Source organism: Nonomuraea sp. NPDC051941, assembly GCF_044593615.1.
Genome location: NZ_JBIUCF010000087.1, coordinates 15,641 through 36,285 on the forward strand (window position 1 = coordinate 15,641; position 20,645 = coordinate 36,285).

The 20,645-nt window shown below is 70.6% G+C and carries 18 protein-coding genes; 6 read left to right on the forward strand and 12 right to left on the reverse strand.

The window, feature by feature from the left end; genetic code table 11:
• Position 1: 1 nt before the first annotated feature.
• The 9 genes from ACIHFD_RS64480 to ACIHFD_RS64520 all read right to left on the reverse strand — a co-directional run bounded on the left by ACIHFD_RS64480 (position 2) and on the right by ACIHFD_RS64520 (position 10,424).
• Positions 2-328, reverse strand: a complete 327-nt coding sequence (locus ACIHFD_RS64480; RefSeq protein ID WP_357735456.1) for a hypothetical protein — start codon at positions 326-328, stop codon at positions 2-4.
• 52 nt (positions 329-380) lie between these two features.
• Complete coding sequence (gene secD / locus ACIHFD_RS64485; protein ID WP_397375380.1) at positions 381-2,594, reverse strand: protein translocase subunit SecD; 2,214 nt, start codon at positions 2,592-2,594, stop codon at positions 381-383.
• A 39-nt stretch (positions 2,595-2,633) separates the two neighbouring features.
• On the reverse strand, positions 2,634-2,969 hold the full coding sequence (locus tag ACIHFD_RS64490; protein WP_397375381.1) for a hypothetical protein: 336 nt from the start codon (positions 2,967-2,969) through the stop codon (positions 2,634-2,636).
• Between the two features lie 52 nt (positions 2,970-3,021).
• The gene (locus ACIHFD_RS64495) at positions 3,022-3,963 is read right to left on the reverse strand and encodes a class I SAM-dependent methyltransferase (RefSeq protein ID WP_397375382.1); all 942 of its coding nucleotides are present in this window, start codon (positions 3,961-3,963) and stop codon (positions 3,022-3,024) included.
• A 75-nt stretch (positions 3,964-4,038) separates the two neighbouring features.
• Positions 4,039-5,259, reverse strand: coding sequence for a cytochrome P450 (locus tag ACIHFD_RS64500; protein ID WP_397375383.1), 1,221 nt, complete (start codon positions 5,257-5,259; stop codon positions 4,039-4,041).
• Positions 5,260-5,329: 70 nt separating this feature from the next.
• Positions 5,330-6,460, reverse strand: coding sequence for a JmjC domain-containing protein (locus ACIHFD_RS64505; RefSeq protein ID WP_397375384.1), 1,131 nt, complete (start codon positions 6,458-6,460; stop codon positions 5,330-5,332).
• Positions 6,461-6,478: 18 nt separating this feature from the next.
• Positions 6,479-7,702 (reverse strand): lanthionine synthetase C family protein, encoded by a 1,224-nt coding sequence (locus ACIHFD_RS64510; protein WP_397375385.1) that lies wholly within the window; start codon positions 7,700-7,702, stop codon positions 6,479-6,481.
• A 220-nt stretch (positions 7,703-7,922) separates the two neighbouring features.
• Positions 7,923-8,495 (reverse strand): hypothetical protein, encoded by a 573-nt coding sequence (locus ACIHFD_RS64515; RefSeq protein ID WP_397375386.1) that lies wholly within the window; start codon positions 8,493-8,495, stop codon positions 7,923-7,925.
• Between the two features lie 939 nt (positions 8,496-9,434).
• On the reverse strand, positions 9,435-10,424 hold the full coding sequence (locus tag ACIHFD_RS64520) for a tyrosine-type recombinase/integrase (RefSeq protein WP_397375387.1): 990 nt from the start codon (positions 10,422-10,424) through the stop codon (positions 9,435-9,437).
• Between the two features lie 58 nt (positions 10,425-10,482).
• Here ACIHFD_RS64520 and ACIHFD_RS64525 point away from each other — a divergent pair, with 58 nt between their 5' ends.
• From ACIHFD_RS64525 to ACIHFD_RS64540, 4 genes are all read left to right on the forward strand, one after another.
• Positions 10,483-11,265, forward strand: coding sequence for a transposase (locus ACIHFD_RS64525; protein WP_397375394.1), 783 nt, complete (start codon positions 10,483-10,485; stop codon positions 11,263-11,265).
• A 285-nt stretch (positions 11,266-11,550) separates the two neighbouring features.
• Positions 11,551-12,750, forward strand: a complete 1,200-nt coding sequence (locus tag ACIHFD_RS64530; RefSeq protein WP_397375388.1) for an NAD(P)/FAD-dependent oxidoreductase — start codon at positions 11,551-11,553, stop codon at positions 12,748-12,750.
• A complete protein-coding gene (gene sigJ / locus ACIHFD_RS64535; protein WP_397375389.1) occupies positions 12,747-13,640 on the forward strand; it encodes an RNA polymerase sigma factor SigJ in 894 nt (297 codons plus the stop codon). The genes ACIHFD_RS64530 and sigJ overlap by 4 nt, the downstream gene beginning before the upstream one ends.
• Before the next feature lie 172 nt (positions 13,641-13,812).
• On the forward strand, positions 13,813-15,324 hold the full coding sequence (locus ACIHFD_RS64540; protein WP_397375390.1) for an FAD-dependent monooxygenase: 1,512 nt from the start codon (positions 13,813-13,815) through the stop codon (positions 15,322-15,324).
• Positions 15,325-15,457: 133 nt separating this feature from the next.
• Here ACIHFD_RS64540 and ACIHFD_RS64545 read toward each other — a convergent pair whose 3' ends face one another.
• The 3 genes from ACIHFD_RS64545 to ACIHFD_RS64555 form a co-directional block, all read right to left on the reverse strand.
• Complete coding sequence (locus tag ACIHFD_RS64545) at positions 15,458-15,940, reverse strand: Tn3 family transposase (RefSeq protein WP_397375395.1); 483 nt, start codon at positions 15,938-15,940, stop codon at positions 15,458-15,460.
• Between the two features lie 147 nt (positions 15,941-16,087).
• Positions 16,088-16,582 (reverse strand): recombinase family protein, encoded by a 495-nt coding sequence (locus ACIHFD_RS64550; protein ID WP_397375391.1) that lies wholly within the window; start codon positions 16,580-16,582, stop codon positions 16,088-16,090.
• A 20-nt stretch (positions 16,583-16,602) separates the two neighbouring features.
• The gene (locus ACIHFD_RS64555) at positions 16,603-17,829 is read right to left on the reverse strand and encodes a serine hydrolase domain-containing protein (RefSeq protein WP_397375396.1); all 1,227 of its coding nucleotides are present in this window, start codon (positions 17,827-17,829) and stop codon (positions 16,603-16,605) included.
• 335 nt (positions 17,830-18,164) lie between these two features.
• On the opposite strand from ACIHFD_RS64555, the gene ACIHFD_RS64560 reads away from it, so the two are divergent.
• Complete coding sequence (locus ACIHFD_RS64560; RefSeq protein ID WP_397375392.1) at positions 18,165-18,953, forward strand: MerR family transcriptional regulator; 789 nt, start codon at positions 18,165-18,167, stop codon at positions 18,951-18,953.
• Positions 18,954-19,458: 505 nt separating this feature from the next.
• The gene (locus ACIHFD_RS64565) at positions 19,459-20,571 is read left to right on the forward strand and encodes a WD40 repeat domain-containing protein (RefSeq protein WP_397375393.1); all 1,113 of its coding nucleotides are present in this window, start codon (positions 19,459-19,461) and stop codon (positions 20,569-20,571) included.
• The last annotated feature ends 74 nt before the right edge of the window (positions 20,572-20,645 follow it).

The window sequence follows — 20,645 nt, forward strand, 5'->3', positions numbered from 1 at the left end:
CCTACGGCTCGAACCTGACCCGTCCGACGACGGACGGCGTGGCGCGGCTGACCATCACCTCCCCACGCTCGACGGCGGTCTCCCGCACCCCGAACCGGGCCCCGAGGCTCTCCTGAACCCCGGTCACCGCGCTCTCGGCACGGGAGGCCGCCTCCGCGTCCCCGAACATCGTGATCGTCATCACGGTCCCCCCGCCGGTGTCGACGGCGGTGTAGAGGACCGACCCCACCTGCTCGGGGACGCGGTCGGCGAACTCCCGGTCCACATGCTTCACCATCTCGGTGATCGCGCTCGCGTCCGCGCTGTAGTGCCTGACTATCGCATACATGCGGATCACGCTATATCCCCATACGAGGACTTTCAAGTCCCCAGATAAGGACTTAAACCACGGCCCCCGAGACCCGCCGACGCTTGACGGGCGGCCCCGGAGGCGGCTTGCGGTCGAACCGGGCCAGCCAGACGGCCAGCGGCCCGGCCACGAAGGCGGACGACAGCGTGCCCGCCACGATCCCGGTCACCAGCGCCAGCGCGAAGTCCCGCAGGGAGTCCCCGCCGAAGGCCATGAGCGCGAGCAGGATGAACAGCGCGCCGAGGCCGGTGTTGACCGTGCGCGGCATGGTCTGCAGGATGGCCGAGTTCACCGCCGTGACGAACGGGCGGCGGGGCGACCACAGCTCGCGTACCCGGTCGAAGACCACGACCTTGTCGTTGACCGAGTAGCCGACGATGGTCAGCATCGCGGCCAGGAAGATCCCGTCGATCGGCTTGCCGAGCCACGCGAACATGCCCGCCACCACGGTCACGTCCACCAGCAGCGCCAGCACCGCCGCCGCGCCGAACGTCCACCTGAACCGGATCGCCAGGTAGGCCAGCTGCATGGACACGGCCACGCCGAGCGCGACGAGAGCGTTGCGGCGCAGTTCCTCGCCCAGGCTCGGGCCGACGAACTCCTCGCTCCGCTTGGTCACCTCCCCCGCCTGCCGCTCCAGCTCCTGCTCGATCCTGGCCACGTCGTCCAGGCCGAGCCGCCCGGCGCGTACGGTGACGCCGTCGCCGCCGGCCTGCACGACCGCCGTGGGGAACCCGGCACGCGAGACGGCCTGCCCCGCGACGTCGGCCGACAGGGGCTTCGCGGTGGCGAACTCGACGAGCCGCCCGCCGGTGAACTCCACGCCGAAGTTCAGCCCGCGGGCGAGCAGCCCGGCGACGGCCGCCGCCACCAGCGTGCCCGCGATCGCCAGCCACAGCCTCCTGGCCTTCATGAGCTGGGGGTTCCTGCGCGTCAGCCAGGTCCGTACGGCTCCAGGCGAGCCCAGGCCCGACAGGCGCGGCCCAACCCGGCCGATGACGGCGTGGGCGAGCACGCGGGTGATCAGCATGGCCGAGACCAGCGAGGCCAGCACGCCGACGGCCAGCGTCACGCCGAAGCCCTTGACCGGCCCCGAGGCCAGCCAGAACAGCAGGCCCGCGGCGATGAGGGTGGTGACGTTGGAGTCGGCGATGGCGCTCCAGGCGTTCCTGAACCCCCGGTCCAGGGCCGCCTTCAGCCCGCGGCGGCCGCGCCCCTGGTCGTACTCCTCCCTGGCGCGCTCGAAGACCAGCACGTTGGCGTCGATGGCCATGCCGATCGCCAGCACGAACCCGGCCAGCCCGGGCAGCGTGAACGTCGCCCCCATCGCCACCAGCGCCGCGTACGAGATCAGGCCGTAGCAGGCGAGCGCGAGCGTCGAGAGCAGCCCGGACATCCGGTAGACCGCGACGATGAAGGCGGCCGTCAGGACCAGCCCGGCGACCGCCGCCTTGGCGCTCGCGTCGATGGCCGCCGCGCCGAGCGTCGGGCCGACCGTACGCTGCTCGACGATGGTGAGCGGCACGGGCAGCGCGCCGCCCTTGATCAGCACGGCCAGATCGCGGGCCTCGTCGTGGGTGAACGAGCCCGTGATGTCCGCGCTCCCGCCGGAAATGCCGGTACGGCACGGGATCGACGGGTCGAGCGGCGGCGAGGAGATGACCTCGTCGTCGAGCACGATCGCGACCCGGCGCTTGGGGTCGCCCACCGGCTCGCACGCCGCCGCGCCGCTCATCCGCTGCCAGGCGCCGGCGTCGCGGAAGTCGATGCTCACCCACCAGCCGGGGCCGCGCTGGGGGTCGCTCTGCTGGACGGCGTCGGCGATGCCGTCGCCGGTGATGGCGGCGGGCCCGAGCCGCAACTTCCCGCCGTTCTCGTCACGTACGTCACCCTCGTTGCCGAGGACGGGGTGGAAGGCGAGCTGCGCGGTACGGCCGATGACCTCGGCCGCCTGCCGCGGGTCGAGCACGCCGGGCAGCTCGACGATGATCCGCCGCTCGCCGGAGCGGACCAGGGTGGGATCGACCACGCCGAGCGCGTCCGCCCGCTGGCGGAGCACGTCGAGGGCGCGGTCGGTGGCGGCCGAGTCGGCCTTGACGGTGGGCGAGTCCCTCGTCTCGAAGACGAGCTGGGTGCCACCGCGTAGATCCAGGCCCAGGCGCGGGGCGCTGACCAGGGCCAGGATCAGGGAGATCGCGATGACGGCAAGGGCCGTCACCGCACGCCAAACAGGCGCACGGAACATGAAAGCCTCCACAGGCTCAGATGTGCGAAAGGGGGATCTTCAGCACCCTGTGGAGGGAGGCCCCCGCGCGGGGGCCGCCGCCGGCCGGCGGTCGGCGGGAACGTCGGCGGCCGGGCTCGCGACCACGGCCGCCCAGCCCCGCCGCGGCTGCGGCAGGACCGACGGCAGCACGGCCGGCCCCGCGGGCGGGGCGGTGCCGAGCAGGCCGGGCCGGGCCTGGCCCACGGCCTCCCGGTACGGCTCCCGCTGGAGCCCCGGCTGTTCCTGGACCCTGGCGTGCACCGCCACGACGTGCGAGGCGACCTGGGCGTGGGCGGAGGCCGGCAGGAACCACGACAGGAGAAGAAGCAACGCCGCAGGCAGCGTCGTGCGCATGTCGCCTCCTTCTCCTCGAGCCTCAACCTAGCCCAGGAAAGGCGTCACCGGGTCAAGGACAAGGGCCGAGCTGGAAGTGATAGACGACCGCGACCGGCATGCCGCTCATGGCCGCGTCCGCGGCCTCCGGGCACCAGTACATGATCTCGTAGGAGCCCTGCGGCGGGAGCGGGTCCGGCGGGCGGGTGCCGGGGACCAGCGGCAGGGGCGGGCGGCGCGGCTCCTCGCAGTGGCGCACCTGGAAGCCGAGCGGGAGTGCGGCGGCGAGGTAGTCGCTGAGCGAGCGGGGCCGGTCGGCCGGCAGCGCGGGACGGCCGTCCGGACCCGGGCTGGGCGCGGCCGGGGCCAGGTAGGTCGCCATCGGGTGCGGGTCGGTGATGATCAGGTGGCCGCCGGGACGCAGCACCCGCGCGAACTCCGCCAGCACCGGCGCAAGATCCGGCACGTGCACCAGCGCGAGGGCGCACACGACGGTGTCGACCGCGTCGTCGGGCAACGGCAGCCGATGCAGATCACCCATGGCCAGCCCCACGGCGGGCACGATTTGACCCGACCGCTCAGCCGAAACGCCCGTGTCCGGACGCCGCCGGGCCTGGGCGAGCATCTCGGGTGAGGTGTCGACGCCGATGACGCGGTGGCCGAGCTCGGCCAGGTACGCGGCGTGCCTGCCGGTGCCGCAGGCGGCGTCCAGCGCGATGCCGACCGGGAGGCCGTCGAGGATGCGGCGGACCACGGGCTGCTCGGAGTCGATCATCTGGTTGCCGCCCGCGTCATAGTGCGGCGCCCACGTCCGGTACACCTCCCGCGACCCGATCGCGCCGACCTCGGCCGTCACCCCGTCCGCGTCGGCCAGGGCGGGCGCGTCGAGCAGCGCGCGGACCTCGGTGATCCGGGCCCGCACGAACGCGCGGTCCGAGCGGCCCTCCCGGAAGGCCCGCAACAGGGCCACGCCCTCCAGGCCCAGCAGGTAGCCCAACTGGCTCAGATAGGTCACCGCCCGACGATAACCACCCGGCTCCGGACGGCTCCACGGATTATTCCCGGCACCGATGCGTCCTGCGGCGACAGCTCACATGGAGAGCTCCCAGGTCACCGGCAGCGCCACCGGTCCCCGTACGACCATCCCGCTCTTCCAGACCAGTTCCTCGTCCGCGACCGCCGCCCGCAACCCGGGGAGACGCCGTAGCAGGGCATGGAGCGCCACCTGGAGCTCCATCCGTGCCAGCGCGGCACCGGCGCAGAAGTGCGCTCCGTGACCGAAGGCGAGGTGGGGCCGGGGCGGGCGGGTCAGGTCGAGCCGCTCCGGGTCGGCGTACACGCGCGGGTCCCGGTTGGCGGCGTAGAACGCGGCGAACACCGGCTCCCCGGCCCGCACGGTCCCGCCGCTCAGCTCGACATCCTCCGTCGCGTACCGAGGGATGAACGTCGATCCGGTCGCCATCACCGGGACGTGCCGCAGCAGCTCCTCCACCGCCCCCGCCACGTCCGCCTTCCCGCCCCTGACCAGCAGAAGCTGGGCGGGGTCGGACACCAACGCGTAGGCGAAGTTGGCGATCTGGCCGGCGGTCGTCTCGTACCCGGCCGCGAGCAGCGTCATCAGGAACCCGATCAGCTCCTCCTCCGACAGGCCGTCCCGCTCGTCGCGCGCCTGCGTCAGCGCGCTGATCAGGTCGTCCGCCGGGTCCTCGCGCCGCCGCGCCACCAGCCCGGCGAAGTAGGCGCCGAGCTCGCCCAGCCGCGCCGTCTTCTCCTCCAGGGGGATCGCCGTCGTCGTCATGTACGCGTCGGCCCAGGTCTGGAACGTCGGGCGGTCCTCGTACGGGACGCCGAGCAGCTCGCAGATGATGACGGCGGGCAGCGGCACGGCGTACGCCTCGACGAGGTCGGCGGGCGGCCCCTCGCACACCATCCGGTCCAGGAGCTCGTCGGCGATCCCCTCGGCCCGCGGGCGCAGCAGCTCCACCCGGCGGGCGGTGAAGGCCATGCCGATCAGCCGCCGCATCCTGGTGTGCTCGGGCGGGTCGAGGTCGGTGATCCCGCCGGGCACCGGCTCGGGGTACATGCGCGGCGGGTCCCGCGTGGCCGCGGCCGCGCGGCCGAAGCGGGAGTCGCCGAGGACCGTGCGGACGTCCTCGTAACGGGTCACCAGCCAGGCGGGTTCGCCGTACGGCATGGCGATCCTGGCCAGCGGCTCGTGCTCGCGCAGCCAGGCGTACCCGGCGTCGAGCTCCAGCCGGTCCGGCGGGCCCAGCGGGTAGGACCGCGCCGGTGGTGCATGAGACTCGGCCATCGCGGCACTCCTCATCGCTTGCACCCAAGCTGACACCCACGCCGCCCGCTGTCCAGCGCCGCGAGAGCGCTCAGGGGGCGGGCGGCGCGCACAGGCCGAGCTCGACCAGAGCCTGAGCGATCTTGACGGCCTCGCCGGGGTCCCCGGAGAGCTCGCCGACCTTCACCGGGCCGCTCATGAGGAGTTCGCAGGCCGCTGCGACCGCGTCCGGCACGCGGAAGGTCCGGTGGCCGGCCTTGATCCGCGCCTCGCCGACCAGCGGCCACGTGCCGGGACGCAGCGAGATCCGGTCGGAGGGCCCGATCGGGGCACCGAGCAGCGCCTGGCTGAAGAGCCCGCCCTGGTGCGCCTCCCCGAAGGCGGTCCTGCCGTAGATCATCTCGTGGACGGCGGGCGCGGTGGCGGCCTCGGTCAGCGCCGCCGCGAGGCGGTCGGCGTACTGCCCGACCATGGGCTGGACGCGCTCGGCGAGGCCGACGCCCATGGGCAGCGCCGCGGCGTACTCGTCGGAGCGCAGGAGGTCGGTGACGAACCCCTTCAGCAGGTCCGCCCAGGTCAGGGTGTTGACGCTGATCGTGACGTGGACGGAGGCGGAGGCGGCCGTCCGCACCAGGTGCGGCATCCCGCGGGGGACGTGGAGCACGTCGCCCGCGCACAACTCGTACGTGGAGCCGTCCCCCTCGGGGGCGACGAGCTTCCCGCCGCCGGGGTTCGGCACGATGTCGTCGAACAACGTCCACTGCTTGGCCCCGTGCGCCTGGATCACGATGATGTCCTGGGCGTCGCAGTGGACGTCGAACGCCCGCGCGCCCGGCGGCGCGACGTAGACGTTGGCGTCCACGGGGTGTCCGACGTCCCGCTCGACGGTCTTGCAGAGCTCGTGCAGGCGCGGGAGCAGGAGGTTCACGGTGCCCAGGACCAGGGTCGCGCCCTCGCGGTAGAGCCCGACCACCTTGCCGGGATCGACCACGTCGTCGAGACCGGCGTAGCCGAAGGTGGACGGCGAGGTGTAGTGGGCCGACGGGAGGACGGACCCGTCCTTGACCACGCGGATCCCGGGCGCCCGCAGGCCGCTGCCGGTCAGGACGCGGTCGATGTCCGCCACGGAGGCGATCTCGCCGGGATCCGGCACCGCGCCCGAACGGAAGACCGCCCGCCGGGCCGGGAATTCGTCGCCCACGAGGTCCGCGAGGCTCAGCATGGTCCATCTCCTCAAATGTCAGTCGAGCAGCAGGGCGGCGTCCCAGCCCGTCGCGGGTGGCCGGCCGGTCGCGTAATGGTGCAGCGCGAGCGCGATCCCGGCCGCTCCTTCGAGCAGTCCCACGCGGTCCGGAGCCACCTCGGTGCCTCCCGTCGCGGAGTACCGGAAGCCGAACGGGGCCTCGGGGCGGAACTCGCCGGCGACCCGCGCGGCCAGCCCGTCGGCCGCTTCGAGCAGCGCCTCGTCGCCGGTCTCCCGCGCCACGCGGCAGCTGACGTGGAGCATCCCGGCCCAGCCGTGGCACAGGCCCGCGTCGACCATGCCCCAGTCGTCCCAGGGGCGGGCGAGCGCCGTACGGAGCCCGCGCAGGGCGGCCTCCCGCCACTCCGGCCGGTCGAGCGCCTGTCCCGCCAGGAAGAGGGCCCGGGCGACGCCCGCGGCGCCGTAGCACCACGCGGGCCGGATGGGCGGCCCGGCGGGGACGGCCCGTTCGAGCTGGTGCCGCAGGGGGACGGTGGGCGGCCAGGAGCCGTCGTGTTCCCATTCGAGCAGCCAGGTCGCGATGCGTTCCATCGCCTCCTCGTGGCACGGCAGCCGGAAGCCGTCGCGGTGGGCGATGGCGAGCAGGGCCAGCGGGCCGGGGATCCCGTGGACGAGCCCGAGGTTGAAGTGGCCCTCGCCGGCGGGCGCCCCCCTGACGGAGGCGTGCGGCACCAGCCAGCCGGGGACGTGCTCCGAGCGCGGCTCGGTCAGCGCGATGAGGTACGCCAGCGGCTCCGTGTCGCCGTACGACAGCGCCAGGCGGCCCAGGCCGGTGAGCCCTTCGATGACGTCGTACGCGCTGAAGCTCACCTCGCCCCGGCTCGTCTCCTCCTCGGCGCGCCGCTTGATCAGCTCCCGCACGGCCGGCTCCGCACGGGCCAGCAGCCCGGCGTAGTCGCCCGGCCGGGTGACCGCCGCCCTGATCGCGAACAGCAGCGCTGGCAGCCCGTCGATCAGCCCGTGTCGCCCCGCCTGGGACCTGGCGGCCGCGGCGAGGAACGCGTGGGCGCTCTCGCGGCGGCCGAGCTCGCTGTGCAGGAGCGCGACGCCGCTGGCCGGCCACCGCATCGCGGCGATCGCGGCGGTCCAGCTGGGCGCGCTGCCGACCCGGGCCACGGCGAACGTCGATGCGCTGTTGCGGGAGACGTTCCGGGTGGTGGCTGCGGCCTTCGACCGGTTCCGCGGCGTGGATCCGGCCACGCGGCCGAAACCCTGGGTCTCCTGGCCTGAGAGAGCATCACGGCACACCAAGACCCCGCCCAGCACGTCCGGCAGGGTCTTTCACGCGGCTGATGGACCTCTCGACGATCCACCGGTGCGGAAGCCGCGGCCAGCCTATCTGCGTGGAGTCTCGCCTGCTGCGCGTGTCACTGCCATACGCGCTGACGGGGCCAAGGGCGCGCCGCACCAGCAGTGTTGATCAACCGGGGTTGTTGGCCCGCCAGTCCTGGATCTGGTTTTGCAGATTTTGGAAGAAGCTGCTCACCTGGTTCGCCTGTTCGGAGACGTTCTTGACCAGCTTGGAGTAGAAGTCGGCCACATCATCGAACCTGTCAGTGAAGAAGTCGCTGACCCCGTCGAAAGCCGCGATTATTTCGTCTACCTGGTCGGGGTGGGCTTCCCCGCTCTCGATAATCTTGTCCCTTAGCACATCGAACAAGTCATTGAACCCGCGCTTGAACTTATCCGCCTGTTTGCGGATTAGATCTTGGAAGTCACTCCTGGTCTTATCGCCGTTGAGGAACTGCTGCGCGGCAGCCGCGAGGTCCATGTTCTCGGCGACTAGCTCCTGGGTGCCGGTCACGAAGACGTCGAAGGCTTCCCGGACCTCGGCGGGAAGATCGGGCACCTTGGCTGTCGAGATGTGGCTGGGGAGGACGTGCTTCGCTGGCGGCGTGCGCCCCGCAGCGACTTCGGCGATGTGGAGCTTGCCGTGTTCGTGGATAGAGCGGACCAGATTCTCAAACTCCGCACCGCTGAGGGCCGAGGACATGCTGTCTCCTTTGGCTGGGTGCCGAGCCGCTGCCAGCGCGCGGCTCCGGGTTTCGCTCTCGCAGGATGCTCCGCCTTCACCCAAGCAACCCAGAAACGATCTGTCCATCCAGCGGTCAAGCGCATCAGCCAGACTGGATGGACCGTTCGACGATCCACCGGCGCGACAGCCGCCGCAGCCGGCCTACTTGCCTTACATGGCTTAACGACCTTCAAGCTGCTGACCAGCTACTTCGCTCAAGAACCTAGATAGCAATGGGACACACGTTCGAGGCAACATGGTGTGAAGATCAGCCAACGTGCCACACGTGAAAGAAAAGATCATCTCGCTCTGACCGGTGAGAAGAGGCCGAGAACCCAAGATAACGATTGGTCCAAGGCTCGCTGGCCGAACTGCGCGGTGTGGCCTTGTCGAAGAATTGGAGTGCGCTGTTTCCTCTGGCTGTCTCCGTCCGGGTACGGCTCGCACATGAGTAAGCACACGCCCATGGACAAGGAAGGCCTCCCTGTAGTCCCGGGGAATTTTGGTCGGATTTCGCTGACCTGCACTGATGCCGTTCCCCGCGGACGGGAGGTCGCTGTTCGCTTACGGTGTGGGCCATGAGCGATGAGAGGCCGGAGTTCGGGTACGGCCAGGGCCGGCGGCCGCTGTGGAGCGAGCGGGATCGCGACGCCGAGGGGGTCTGTGACATCCTGCGTGGCGCCGGGCTGGTGGGCTCGGCGACACCCGGCCCGGGTTCGTGGTCGAGGGCGGCCGGGCGAGCACGCCCTTTCTGGTGGCCTACGCCGGTCCGGGCTGTACTGCGGCCATGGAAGTGGCCGCCTACAGCCGAGCCCTGACCGGGGCGGGGCTGCGGGTTGAACCCGACGCCGACGATGATCAGACGCTGCGGGTGTGGTTGCCTGAATGAACGCGGTGGCCCTCGGCCGGTGGGAATGGTCAGCGGGGGCGGCGGCGCTGGACGGGGTCGGCCTCGGCGGTGATGCGGGCGGAGGTCTCCTCGCCCAGGCGGACGTAGCGGCCGAGGCTGGCCAGGTGCTGGTGGCGGCTCTTGGCCTGGAGCTCGGGCGCGGTGCGGCCGGCTTGGGCGAGGTGCTGGAGCGCCGAATGACGCAGCTGATGCAAGGTCCACCCTTGGCGGTGCGGGTCGAGCTCGGCCGAGGCGGTCTTGAACAGGTACTCGGCGCGCGGATAGGACAGGCGGCCCCGCCCGGTGATGGGACAGACGTCGCCGGATGCCGGCGCGCGGCGGCCGGAGGCGGGAGCGCGCCGGTCGGCCAGGAACACTGGCCCGGCGGTGCGGCCGGCCAGCAGGCGGGGCAGCAGCCGGGCCGTCGGGGTGGCCCAGTGCACGTATTCAATGGCGCCGCCCTTGGAGACGACCCGAGCGCGGCGGAACTCCAGGTCGAGGTCGGCGACGTTGAGGGTGAGGATCTCCTCGGCTCTGGCGGCCGTGTCGTACAGCAGCCGCCACAGCAGGCGTTCGCGCAGAGCGTGCTTGGGGTCGGTGAACAGCTTGTCCAGGCGGGCGGCGGGGATGGCGCGGTCGCCACGGCGCGCGGCCTTGCGGCGTTCCAGCCGCCGGGCGGGGTTGGTGGCCAGCAGGTCCTGGCGCTGGGCCCAGGTGGTGAAGGAGACCAGCGCGGACAGGTGGCGGTTCCAGGTGGCGGCGGCCGCGGTGCTCCACTGGTGCATCACCGCGGCGTACTGCTCGGGGGTGAGCGTGGCGATCGGGTGCTGCGGCCCGGCCACGGTGGTCAGCCGGGCGAGGGTCTGGGCGTAGCCGGCGCGGGTGGTGGCCGCCTGCAGGGACTCCAGGAAGCGCTCGACGGCGGCCGCGATCGGCGATCCGGTGGCCGAGGCGGTGGCCGGGCCGGCGTCGGGATCGGCCGGTGAGGTGGACGGGCTGGGGAAGGCCACGACGGACACGGGCGACCTCCTGCCCAAAGGGTGTTGCAGAAAGTAGTTGAGCGGGCATCTTCTGTGTATGAGTGGGGTGTTACGGGCTGATCCTTTGTGGGTGGAGACGTTCACTGGGCTGCGGATGAGCCGGTTCCAGCGCCTGCTGCGGGTGGTGCGCGAGCGCGGCGGTGAAGGTCCTGGCAAGGGGCGCGGCAGAGGGCGTCCTTGGTGTCTTGCTCTGCCGGAACGGGTGCTGCTGGTCGCCGTCTACTACCGCACCAACCTCACGATGCGGCAACTCGCGCCGTTGTTCGGGATCTGCCCGGCCACCGTGTGCCGGATCATTCAGCGCCTCGGCCCGCTGCCGGCTCTGGAACCCGCACAGCGGCCGGCCGAGGCCACGGAGCGGCTGTGGATCGTGGATGGCACCCTGATCCCGGTGCGTGACCGCGATGTCGGCGCCTCCAGCAAGAACTACCGCTTCTCCGCGAACGTGCAGGTCATCATCGATGGCGACACCCGGCTCGTCGTCGCGACAAGCCGACCGGTGCCGGGCAACAAGGCCGACGCTCACGCGTGGCGAGACTCCGGCCTGCCGGCCCTCTGCGAGGGTGTCACGACCCTGGCCGACGGCGCCTACCTCAACACCGGCTTCGTTGTCCCGCACCGAAGACGGGCAGGAAGAGCTCTGCTGCGGGCCCAGGAGGAAGACAACGCCGAACACCGGCGCATCCGCGCCCGTATCGAGCACACCTTCGCCCGGATGAAGAACTACAAGATCCTGCGCGACTGTCGACAGAAGGGAACCGGTCTCCACCACGCCGTCCAGGCCGTCGCACACATGCACAACCTCGCCCTCACGGCATGAGCACGATTGCCCGAAACTCGTCCTGACCTGCCTGCACATAGATTTCTGCAACACCCTTTAGGCGATGTGACACATAATGTAGCCGAGTCGGCCGCGCGGCGGCGGAGGCCGAACTGGGTGGACGCGATCCGCCGCAGGCCGGTGTGACAGATAATGCAGGTTCTGTGTCACAGCTGGGATGGGCCGAAGGCTCTGCCGCGAGCACGTGTTCCGCGCTCCTGAGTGGAGTGACGCATGTCACGTCGCGTCCTGTCATGTAGCTGCGATCCCCGGTGTCTTGAGGGCATGACCGAACACAACACATCCCACAAGGTCGTGGTCATCGGTGGCGGCTACGCCGGAACGCTGGCGGCCAACCGTCTGCGGATGCGCGACAACGTTGACATCACTCTGGTCAATCCCCGCCCGGAGTTCGTCGAACGCATCCGGCTGCACCAGTTCGTGGCCCGTACCGGCGACGCCACGATCGACTACGGCACGCTGCTCGGCGAGGGCATCCAACTGGTCGTCGACAGCGCAACGCGCATTGACACCGCCGCCCGCACCGTGCGGCTGGCGTCGGGCCGCGCGCTGGACTACGACTACATCATCTACGCCGTCGGCAGCACCGGCGCGGTCCCCTCGGTGCCAGGCGCGCCCGAATTCGCTTGGCCCATCGCGGAATTGGAGTCCGCGCAGCGGCTGCGCGCCAGGCTGGAGGAGTTGCCCCTCGACGCTCCGGTCACTGTGGTCGGCGGCGGATTGACCGGCGTCGAGACGGCCGCCGAACTGGCCGAGCAAGGGCGCAAGGTCACGCTGGTGTGTGGCCGGGCCCTGGCGCCCTACCTGAGCGCAGGGGGGCGCCGATACGTCGCCAAATGGCTGACCCGCCATGATGTCGCCGTGCTCGAGGGCGGCGCGGTGACCGAGGTTCGGCCGGACGCGGTCGTCCTGGCCGACGGTTCTGCCGACAGTGTGGTACGTCCGAGCGCACTGACCATCTGGACGGCCGGTTTCGGCCTGCCGAAGCTGGCGGCTGCGAGCGGGCTGCGCACCGACGCGCTCGGCCGGCTGCTCACCGACGAGACGCTGACCAGCATCGACGACGACCGCATCCTCGCGGCCGGCGACGCCGCCGCACCGTCGGGCCAGCCGCTGCGGATGAGCGGCTACGCCGCAGGGCCGCTCGGAGCGCAGGCCGCCGACACCGTGCTGAGCCGCATCGCGGGGACCGAACCGGCGATGATCAACCTGGCCTTCACGGGCGCGTGCGTCAGCCTTGGCCGGCACGCCGGCATCAGACAGATCGCCGGTAAGGACGACACCGCAGTGAACGTCTACATACCCGGCCGCATGGGCGCAATAATCAAGGAAGTGACCTGCAAGTTCGTGGTGTCGAAGAGGATCCGCGGCGAGGCACGCAAGCCCGGTTCCATGGGCTGGCCCAAGGGTGGCCCGCGCCCCGACCAGTCGGCCTCCGCTGCGCGGGCGGTCACCTCCCCGTGAGCTCCGACGAGCACGCCGAGCGGTTCACCGTGTTGCGGCCGCTGCTGTTCACGATCGTGTACGAGATCCTCGGCTCGGCGACCGAATCCGACGACGTGCTGCAGGACAGCTATCTGCGGTGGGCCAAGGTGGATCTCGCGGCGGTGCGCGACACCAAGTCGTATCTGGCGCGGCTGGTGACCCGGCAGGCGCTCAACGCCTTGCGGGCGAGCACGCGCCGTCGCGAGGAGTACATCGGCTCCTGGCTGCCCGAGCCGCTGCTGCTGGAGGAGAACGACGCGTCGGCCGATGTGGTGCTCGCCGAGTCGGTGTCGATGGCGATGCTTGTACTGCTCGAAACGCTCACCCCCAATGAACGCGCGGTGTTCGTGCTACGCGAGGTGTTCGGGTTCGACTACGACGAGATCGCCGCAGCGGTGGGCAAGTCCGTGGCGACGGTGCACCAGATGGCGCACCGCGCCCGCGGGCACGTACAGGCGCGGCGCAGGCGTTTCGACCCCGTCGACGCTGGGATGACCGCGCGGATCACCGAGCAGTTCATGTCCGCGGCGGCGACCGGTGACATGGAGGGGCTGCTCTCGCTGCTCGCGCCGGACGCCACGTGGACCGCCGACAGCGGCGGCAAGGTCACCGCGGCGCGCCGGCCGGTGGTGGGCGCGGCGAAAGTGGCCGTGCTTGTCATGGAACTGTTCCGCGTGGGGCGGTTGCCGGACTCGCGGATCGAGATGGTCAACTGCAACAACGCGCCCGCGATGGCCGCCTACGACGGCGATCACCTGGTAGGCGTCTGCCTGTTCGAGGTCGGCGACGGGAAGATCACCAACTTCTACGTCATCCGCAACCCGGACAAACTCCTCGCCCTGACGGTTCCGCGTCAGATCAGCCGGTAGGAGCCGGCAAGCCACAGCGCAGTAGGTCGCGATCGCGCATGTCTGGCGCAAGCGGAGTTGCCGCCGCGGAGGCGCCGCCGCAGGTGACACGTCCTGTGGCGGTCGATGAACGCGTCTCCGCCTCTTTGCGTGTGTTGACCAATTCGACTGAAGGACCACCAAGGAGTTGACCATGACCGATACACAGGTAGTGATCGCCGGAGCGGGACCGACCGGGCTGATGCTCGCGTGCGAGCTGGGGCTCGCCGGCATCGATGTGCTCGTCCTCGAGCGGCTCCCGGAGCCTCGAACGGTGGAATCGCGGGCCGGAGGCCTGCACATCCGCACGATGGAGGTGCTCGATCAGCGGGGCCTGCTCGACGGGTTCCTCGAGCGCGGACGGCCGCGGCAGGACGTGCACTTCTCCGGACTCGGTCTCGACCTATCCGATATGGCGACGCGATATCCGTACGCTCTGCTCATCTTGCAGGCCGAGGTGGAACGGCTGTTGGAGGAGCGCGCGGCGCAGTTGGGGGTACGGCTGCGCCGCGACGCCGAGGTGACGGGGTTCACCCAGGACGAAACGGGTGTCACGGTGGAGCTCGCGGACGGGTCGCGTGTCCGGGCGGACTACCTCGTCGGCTGCGACGGGGGCCGCAGCACCGTGCGCGGGCTCGCCGGCATCACCTTCCCCGGCACCCCGGCCACGATGACCGCGATGCTCGGCGACGTCGAGCTCGCCGAGCCGCCCGCGGCCGACATCTTCCAGGAGCGGCGCGAGCACGGCAGATTCTCGGTGCTGTCGTACGGTCCGGACTGGTACCGGGTGCTGACCAACGAGTTCGATCACGTCGCCGACCGGGACGAACCGATGACCCTGGAGACCCTCCGCAAGTCCTTGCTCAAGATCGCCGGGACGGACTACGGGATGCACTCACCGCGCTGGCTCTCCCGGCACGGCGACGCGGCCCGCCAGGCCGACCGTTACCGCGAGGGCCGGGTTCTCCTGGCCGGCGACGCCGCGCACATCCACTTCCCGGCGGGCGGTCAGGGCCTGAACACCGGCGTGCAGGACGCGGTCAACCTCGGCTGGAAGCTCACCGCCGTCGTCCGCGGCCACGCCCCCGACCTGCTGCTCGACACCTACCACGCCGAACGCCATCCGGTCGCCGCCCGCGTCTTGCACAACACCCGCGCCCAGACCGCCCTCTGGCGGGTGGACGACCACACCTCCGCTCTACGCCGGATGCTGGACGATCTCATCGGCATCGACGAGGTACGGCTGCACCTGGCCGGCATGATCACGGCAACCGACCTCCAGTACCCGATGGAGGGGACCGACGACCTTCTCGGCCGCCGGATCCCGGATCTCGACCTCGACCGCGGCCGCGTCTACGAACTCCTGCACCGCGCCCATGCGGTTCTGCTGGATCTTGGCGGTCTGCCACCGCTCGACAGCGTCGTGACCGGCTGGGCGGACCAAATCGATCTCGTTCGCGCCCGTCCTGCCGAGGGCTCCGATCTGGGCGCGGACGCCGTATTCATCCGTCCCGACGGACATGTCGCCTGGGTCACCCGCGCCGGCGAGCGGCCGGACTTCGACGCGCTCCGGACCGCCCTCACGACGTGGCTCGGCCCGGCCAGCCTTCGCGGTGCGCACGTACACGACCGGCCCGCCCCGCAGGCCACGCCAACCCCGGATTAGTGCGCAAATCCCGCCCCAGCCAGGTCCTCGACCATGTCCTTGCCACCAGATCGAGCCCATGACGTTCTAGCGCTGCCGCTGCGCCCAGCCCGCCGAACTGGTAGGACTCTGCGGGGGACAATCCACCTCCCGATCACAGAGTCGCGTCCGTGACGGCCGGGCGCAGCGGCCGCCAGCCGCCGCCATCCAGCTTGGCCAGCTCCGCCTCCACGTCCACGGTGATGACGCCGAAGAAGTTGACGTTCTCGCTGTGCGCCGGAGAGATGTGGGCCAGCAACTCGTCCGGCACGTCCCGGCCGGCCGCCCGCAACTGCCGCACGGCCAGCGAATAATACTCGGTCGTCCAGGTGATGACGGCGTTGGTCAACACGGTCAGACACCACGCCTGGTCGGTCTGATCGGCCAGGGCCGGCTTGGTGACCGCGCCCTGCTGGGCGTAGTGCAGGTCCCGGCGCAGCGCGTGCAGACTCTCGCCCTTGTTCAGCTGGCGGGCGATCCTCCTGCGATAGGCCGGGTCCGACAGATACTTCGCCGCGTGCAGCGTACGGCGCAGCATGCCCCACTCCTTCAGCGCGGCGGCCAGGGTGTTCGGGGTTGAGGAACCCAGGAACAGCAGTTATCGCTGAGAATGATCTTGATGTGAGGGCGAAGCGCTGGGTGCCGAGAGTCCTGGTCAGCGGGTGGCGCGGCACGCGGCGTCAGCGGGCAGTAACGATCTAAGCGGTCTCAGTGGAGGCGTGGCCGAGATGGCGGCGGGCCTGGCCTACTCCGCTGCAGTTGGCGAGTGATCAGCCTCGGCGAGGGTCTTGTGCACGACGCCGACCGAGACCTTGACTCCTGCGGCGATGGTGCGGATAGATTCGCCGCGTTGGCGGCGGGCCAGAATCGCGGCGCGTTTGTCGTCGTCGACCACAGGACGGCGGCCGCCGACCCGGCCGCGTTTGCGGGCTGCTTCCAGGCCGTTCTTGGTCTTGCGCGTGATGTCGCGGCGGCGGTCTTCGGCCAGGGCGAGGGCCAGGTCGAGGATGAGGGAGCGTTCGGTGTGCTCGCCGGCTGCGATGCCCTCCAACACCTTGACGCCGACGCCACGCTGGAACAGGTCGTTGAGGGCGATCAGCCCTTCCAAAAGATTACGGCCGAGGCGGTCGACCTCCTGGACGGTCAGTAGGTCGCCATCGCGGATGTGGGACAGCGCGTTCAGCAACGCAGGCCGGTCGTCATGTGGCGGCTCCCTCGGACGTGCTCCGCCGACGTTCATCAGACGCTCCGCGCTCGGTGTCAGTTGTCGATGGCTTGGTAGAGGGTGGTCCAGAAGTCGTTGATGAGTCGCGGCGAGTCCAGGGTGGACATCCCGGTCTGGGTGAGCAGGATGCCGGTGAGTTGGTTGGTCGGGTCGGCGTAGGCGGTGGTGCCGGTGCCGCCGTCCCAGCCGAACTGGCCGGTGGGGGCGTAGTCGCCGCGGTAGGTGCGCACCCCCATCCCGAAGCCCCAGCCGCCGTGCAGTCCCTGACCGGCCGTCAGATGGGCGATGTTCTTGTACATGGCGTCCCGAGCAGCCTCTTGCTCGGGGGTGAGGCGGTTGGTGGTCATCAGCTCGACGGCGGCCCGGGACAAGATCCGTTGGCCTTCGTGCATGCCGCCATTGAGCAGCATCTGGAAGTAGGCGAGGTAGTCGTCGGCGGTGGAGACCAGCGCGCTGGCGCCCTGGAACGCCGGAGGCTGGACGGCCCGGCCGCCCGCCGCCTCGTCCCACAGGGTGAACTCGCCGGTCTGCGGGGCGGGCCCGTACAGGGGCGGCAGCCGGTCGATCTTGCCGGCGGGCACGTGGAACCCGGTGTCGGTCATGCCCAGCGGGTCGAGGACGCGTTCGCGCAGGAACGTCTCCAACGACTGGCCGGCGACCCGGGCGACCAGCACGCCGAGTACCTCGTAGCTGAGGTCGTACAGCCACCGCTGGCCGGGCTGGTACGCCAGCGGCAGCTCGCCGAGGCGGCGCATCCACTCGTCCCGGTCGGGCGCCGGACCGGAGGCCACGCTGTAGTCGGTGGCCTTGAAGGTCGCAGCCCTGATCGGGGAATCCATCAACTCGAAATCCACACCGAGCCCGAACGTGGAGGTCAGCAGGTCCCGCACGGTGATCGGCCGCCGCGCCGGAACCGTGTCCTCCAGCGGGCCGTCGGGCCGCGTCAGCACGCGCCGGTCGGCGAGTTCGGGCAGCCACGGATCCACCGGGTCATCCAGCCGCAGCCTGCACTCATCGAGCAGGACCATCGCCGCCGCCGTCGTGACCGGCTTGGACACCGACGCCATCCGGAAGATCGTGTCCCGGCGCATCGGCGCGCCACCCTCGGTGCGCATCGTCCCGATCGCTTCGACGTGCGTCGGCCCTCCCCGGCTGACCAGGGCGACCAGCCCAGGAATCTTCCCGGACTCGACATGGCGTGCCAGCACCTCGCGCAGTCTGCGCAGCCCCGCCTCGGAGAAGCCTCTGTTGCTTTGTCCCATCATGAATCTCCTTGTCCACAGTGTTTCGATCTCACGGCGGCCCTGGTGGCCACCGGCCCCGTCGAGGCGGCCATACGATGAGCGTGCACCCTGACCTAAGGTCAAGGTCAACCCCTGTCGCGATCATGGGCTGACCTGCGCCAGCCTCAGGCGTCCCCGGGCCTGGGCCAAAGGTTGGGCCCGTGGTCCGCGCGGTCCGGCGCGGTGATGGACTGGAACAGATGCGCGCTACCCTGGCCCTGTGATCGCCCGCCACCAGTACCCCAAGGTGAATGCGAAGGCCGTCACCGATGCGGTGTGCGCAGCCTCCCGCGATCGGGAGGTGCGCTGAGCCGATGGCAGACGGGCTCACCATCGGCCAGGCGGCGGCGTTCGTCGGCGTCACGATCAAGACCGTGCGGCACTATCACCGGCTCGGCCTGGTCGCCGAACCGAAACGTGACGGTTCGGGCTACCGGCGTTATGGGTCGGCCGACCTGCTGCGGCTGGTTCAGGTCCGGACGCTGGCCGAGGCCGGCGTGCCGCTGGCCGAGATCGGTGACCTACTCGACTCCGATCCCGAACTGTTCGCCGCCGCTCTGGACGACGTCCGTCGTCGGCTCACCGAACGGATCGAGGACCTGATCGCGCGCCGCGACACGCTGCACCGGCTCGCCCACGGTGACCGGGCCCTACTGCCCGACCGTGCCTGCGCGGTCTTGGACCGACTCGCCAACCTTGGCTTCAGGTCCGACTACGTGGCCACCCAACGGGAGGCTCTGGTGCTGGCCCGGGCACTGGTTCCGGAGATCTTCGACAGCTTCCTGACCCGGCTCGAGCATTCGCTCGACGATCCCGAGCTCGTCGAGCTGACCAAACGCGGCGTCGATGCGATGTCCTGGGCTCCCGACGACCCGCGCATCGAGGAGCTGGCGTCCGCGCTGGCCGACAAGCTGCTGGCCGACCGCGCGCTGCTGACGGCGCCGACCGGGTCGCGGAACCAGTCCGACGCCACCGCGCGGTACGGACTGATCAACCACCATCGGGAAGACCAAGCGCCAGCCATCGCTCGGTTGAACGCGCTGGTCGAGGCGAGACTGCACGCGGCCGGCATCGACATCCCGAATCACCCACACCGACCTTGAGAACGCTGTAGCTCGGCCGCTGGACCACCGAGCAGGGTGCACGGCGGGGCGCCGCGCTGATCGCTGACCTCACCGGCGAGGTAGCGACCGGCGGCTGCTGGAGGCAGTGGACTTCATGCTCGCGCACGCCCGCCAGACCTCGGAGTACATCTCTGACCGGCATACCTCGGGCGCGACGGACGGGTGGGAAACAGACGCGGCGGTTGGACGCATCTCCTTGATCATCAGGTCCGCCGTTTATTGGAACACTCCCGGCCGTCGGGGGCCCGGGGTCAGGGGAGGGGCTGGGGCCCGCCGTGACGACCACGAACCGCAATCGTGATCACTCACACAGCTACTTTGGGGCTGAGGTCAGCTTCGGGAGCGGAGGGCCGTCATGGAGGTCGTCTAGATCGCCGGTGCTGCGCCGCTGTGCTGGAGCGATCCCGTCGCGTGCCCGCTTCAACCCGCCCGTCGCGCCGAGGTGCTCACCGCGGTGACGGTGGAGATCGTTAGAGTTCGGCGCATGTCTGATGAGCGCCTGATGCGCGGTTATGTGGGCCATTCGCATGGCCGTGCCACCTACTCCGGTACGCCGGCGATCTATCTGGACGGTGCCCCCGTCACGGTCAGCGTAGATGAGGAAGGGGTGCTGTGGACGTGTGATCTCCGCAGCGGCAGATGCGTCAGCCGTCCGCTGGACCTCGACGCGGCCGGGCCCGATGACGACTGGTATATCGAGAACGAGTGGTGGCGCGAGGACGATGATGAGGACGGGCGGGAAAGGCTCGTCACCGAGCCCTCCCTCATCGCCGAGCGCGTGGCCGTAGCGGAGGTCGATGGGCGGCCCGTGGTCGTCACCGGCGGTGGCCGGTTCGACTTCCGCATCGAGGACGGCGACGACGTCAGCGGCGGGATCGTGCGGGCCTGGGACCTGCATACCGGGCGGCGGATCTCGGTCATGATCGGTCACGTGCTCGCGGTCTGTTCGCTCACGACCGTCCGGTCCGAGCGCGGCCTCCTGGCCGTCAGCAGCTGCGAAACGGGCCGGCTGCTGGCCTGGGAGCTGGCCACCGGTGTGAAGGTGATCGAGCGGCAGGGCGCCTACAACGGGGAGATGGCCGCCGCCGTGGTCGACGGCCGCCCTGTCGCCGTGACCGGCGGGGCTGACCCGTTCCTCCAAGCCTGGGACGTCCTGAGCGGCGAGCAGGTCGGCGCGGACTTGCCGGGACTGGAGTCTCCCGTCGGGGGCATCGCGATCACCGAGGTGGAGGGCCGCGCCGTGGTGCTGGCTGGCGACGGCCCCGGGCTACGCATCTGGGACCTCGCAGCCCAGGAGCCGATCGGGGCGCCGCTGACCGGGCACACCGGCAAAATCGAGCGCGTGGTCACCGCGACCGTGGGCGGCCGCGCAATCGCCCTGACCGGGGGCGACCCCGATCCCAACGATCCGCGTAGGGCCACGACCCTCGTGTGGGACCTGGCGCGCAGAGAGCAGATCGGCGAGCCGCTCACCGGCTACCTCGAGTCGGTCACCGAGGTCGCGGGCACGCCGGCCGCCGTCACGCGGAGGTCAGACGGCACCGTCCCGTTCGGTCATCGGATCCACCTGTGGGACCTGACGCCGACAGCCCGCTGATCAGAGCCCCCTCCGGCGGCGGAGACCGTCACATCGGTCGAGATCAGGTGGCCGGAGCCGGGCGGGACCACGGG

Coding starts and splice junctions, on each gene's coding strand:
- ACIHFD_RS64480 (WP_357735456.1), bottom strand. CDS start 328: ATGTATGCGATAGTCAGGCACTACAGCGCGGACGCGAGCGCGATCACC.
- secD (WP_397375380.1), bottom strand. CDS start 2,594: ATGTTCCGTGCGCCTGTTTGGCGTGCGGTGACGGCCCTTGCCGTCATC.
- ACIHFD_RS64490 (WP_397375381.1), bottom strand. CDS start 2,969: ATGCGCACGACGCTGCCTGCGGCGTTGCTTCTTCTCCTGTCGTGGTTC.
- ACIHFD_RS64500 (WP_397375383.1), bottom strand. CDS start 5,259: ATGGCCGAGTCTCATGCACCACCGGCGCGGTCCTACCCGCTGGGCCCG.
- ACIHFD_RS64505 (WP_397375384.1), bottom strand. CDS start 6,460: ATGCTGAGCCTCGCGGACCTCGTGGGCGACGAATTCCCGGCCCGGCGG.
- ACIHFD_RS64515 (WP_397375386.1), bottom strand. CDS start 8,495: ATGTCCTCGGCCCTCAGCGGTGCGGAGTTTGAGAATCTGGTCCGCTCT.
- ACIHFD_RS64525 (WP_397375394.1), top strand. CDS start 10,483: ATGAGTGGGGTGTTACGGGCTGATCCTTTGTGGGTGGAGACGTTCACT.
- ACIHFD_RS64530 (WP_397375388.1), top strand. CDS start 11,551: ATGACCGAACACAACACATCCCACAAGGTCGTGGTCATCGGTGGCGGC.
- ACIHFD_RS64540 (WP_397375390.1), top strand. CDS start 13,813: ATGACCGATACACAGGTAGTGATCGCCGGAGCGGGACCGACCGGGCTG.
- ACIHFD_RS64550 (WP_397375391.1), bottom strand. CDS start 16,582: ATGAACGTCGGCGGAGCACGTCCGAGGGAGCCGCCACATGACGACCGG.
- ACIHFD_RS64555 (WP_397375396.1), bottom strand. CDS start 17,829: ATGGGACAAAGCAACAGAGGCTTCTCCGAGGCGGGGCTGCGCAGACTG.
- ACIHFD_RS64560 (WP_397375392.1), top strand. CDS start 18,165: ATGGCAGACGGGCTCACCATCGGCCAGGCGGCGGCGTTCGTCGGCGTC.
- ACIHFD_RS64565 (WP_397375393.1), top strand. CDS start 19,459: ATGTCTGATGAGCGCCTGATGCGCGGTTATGTGGGCCATTCGCATGGC.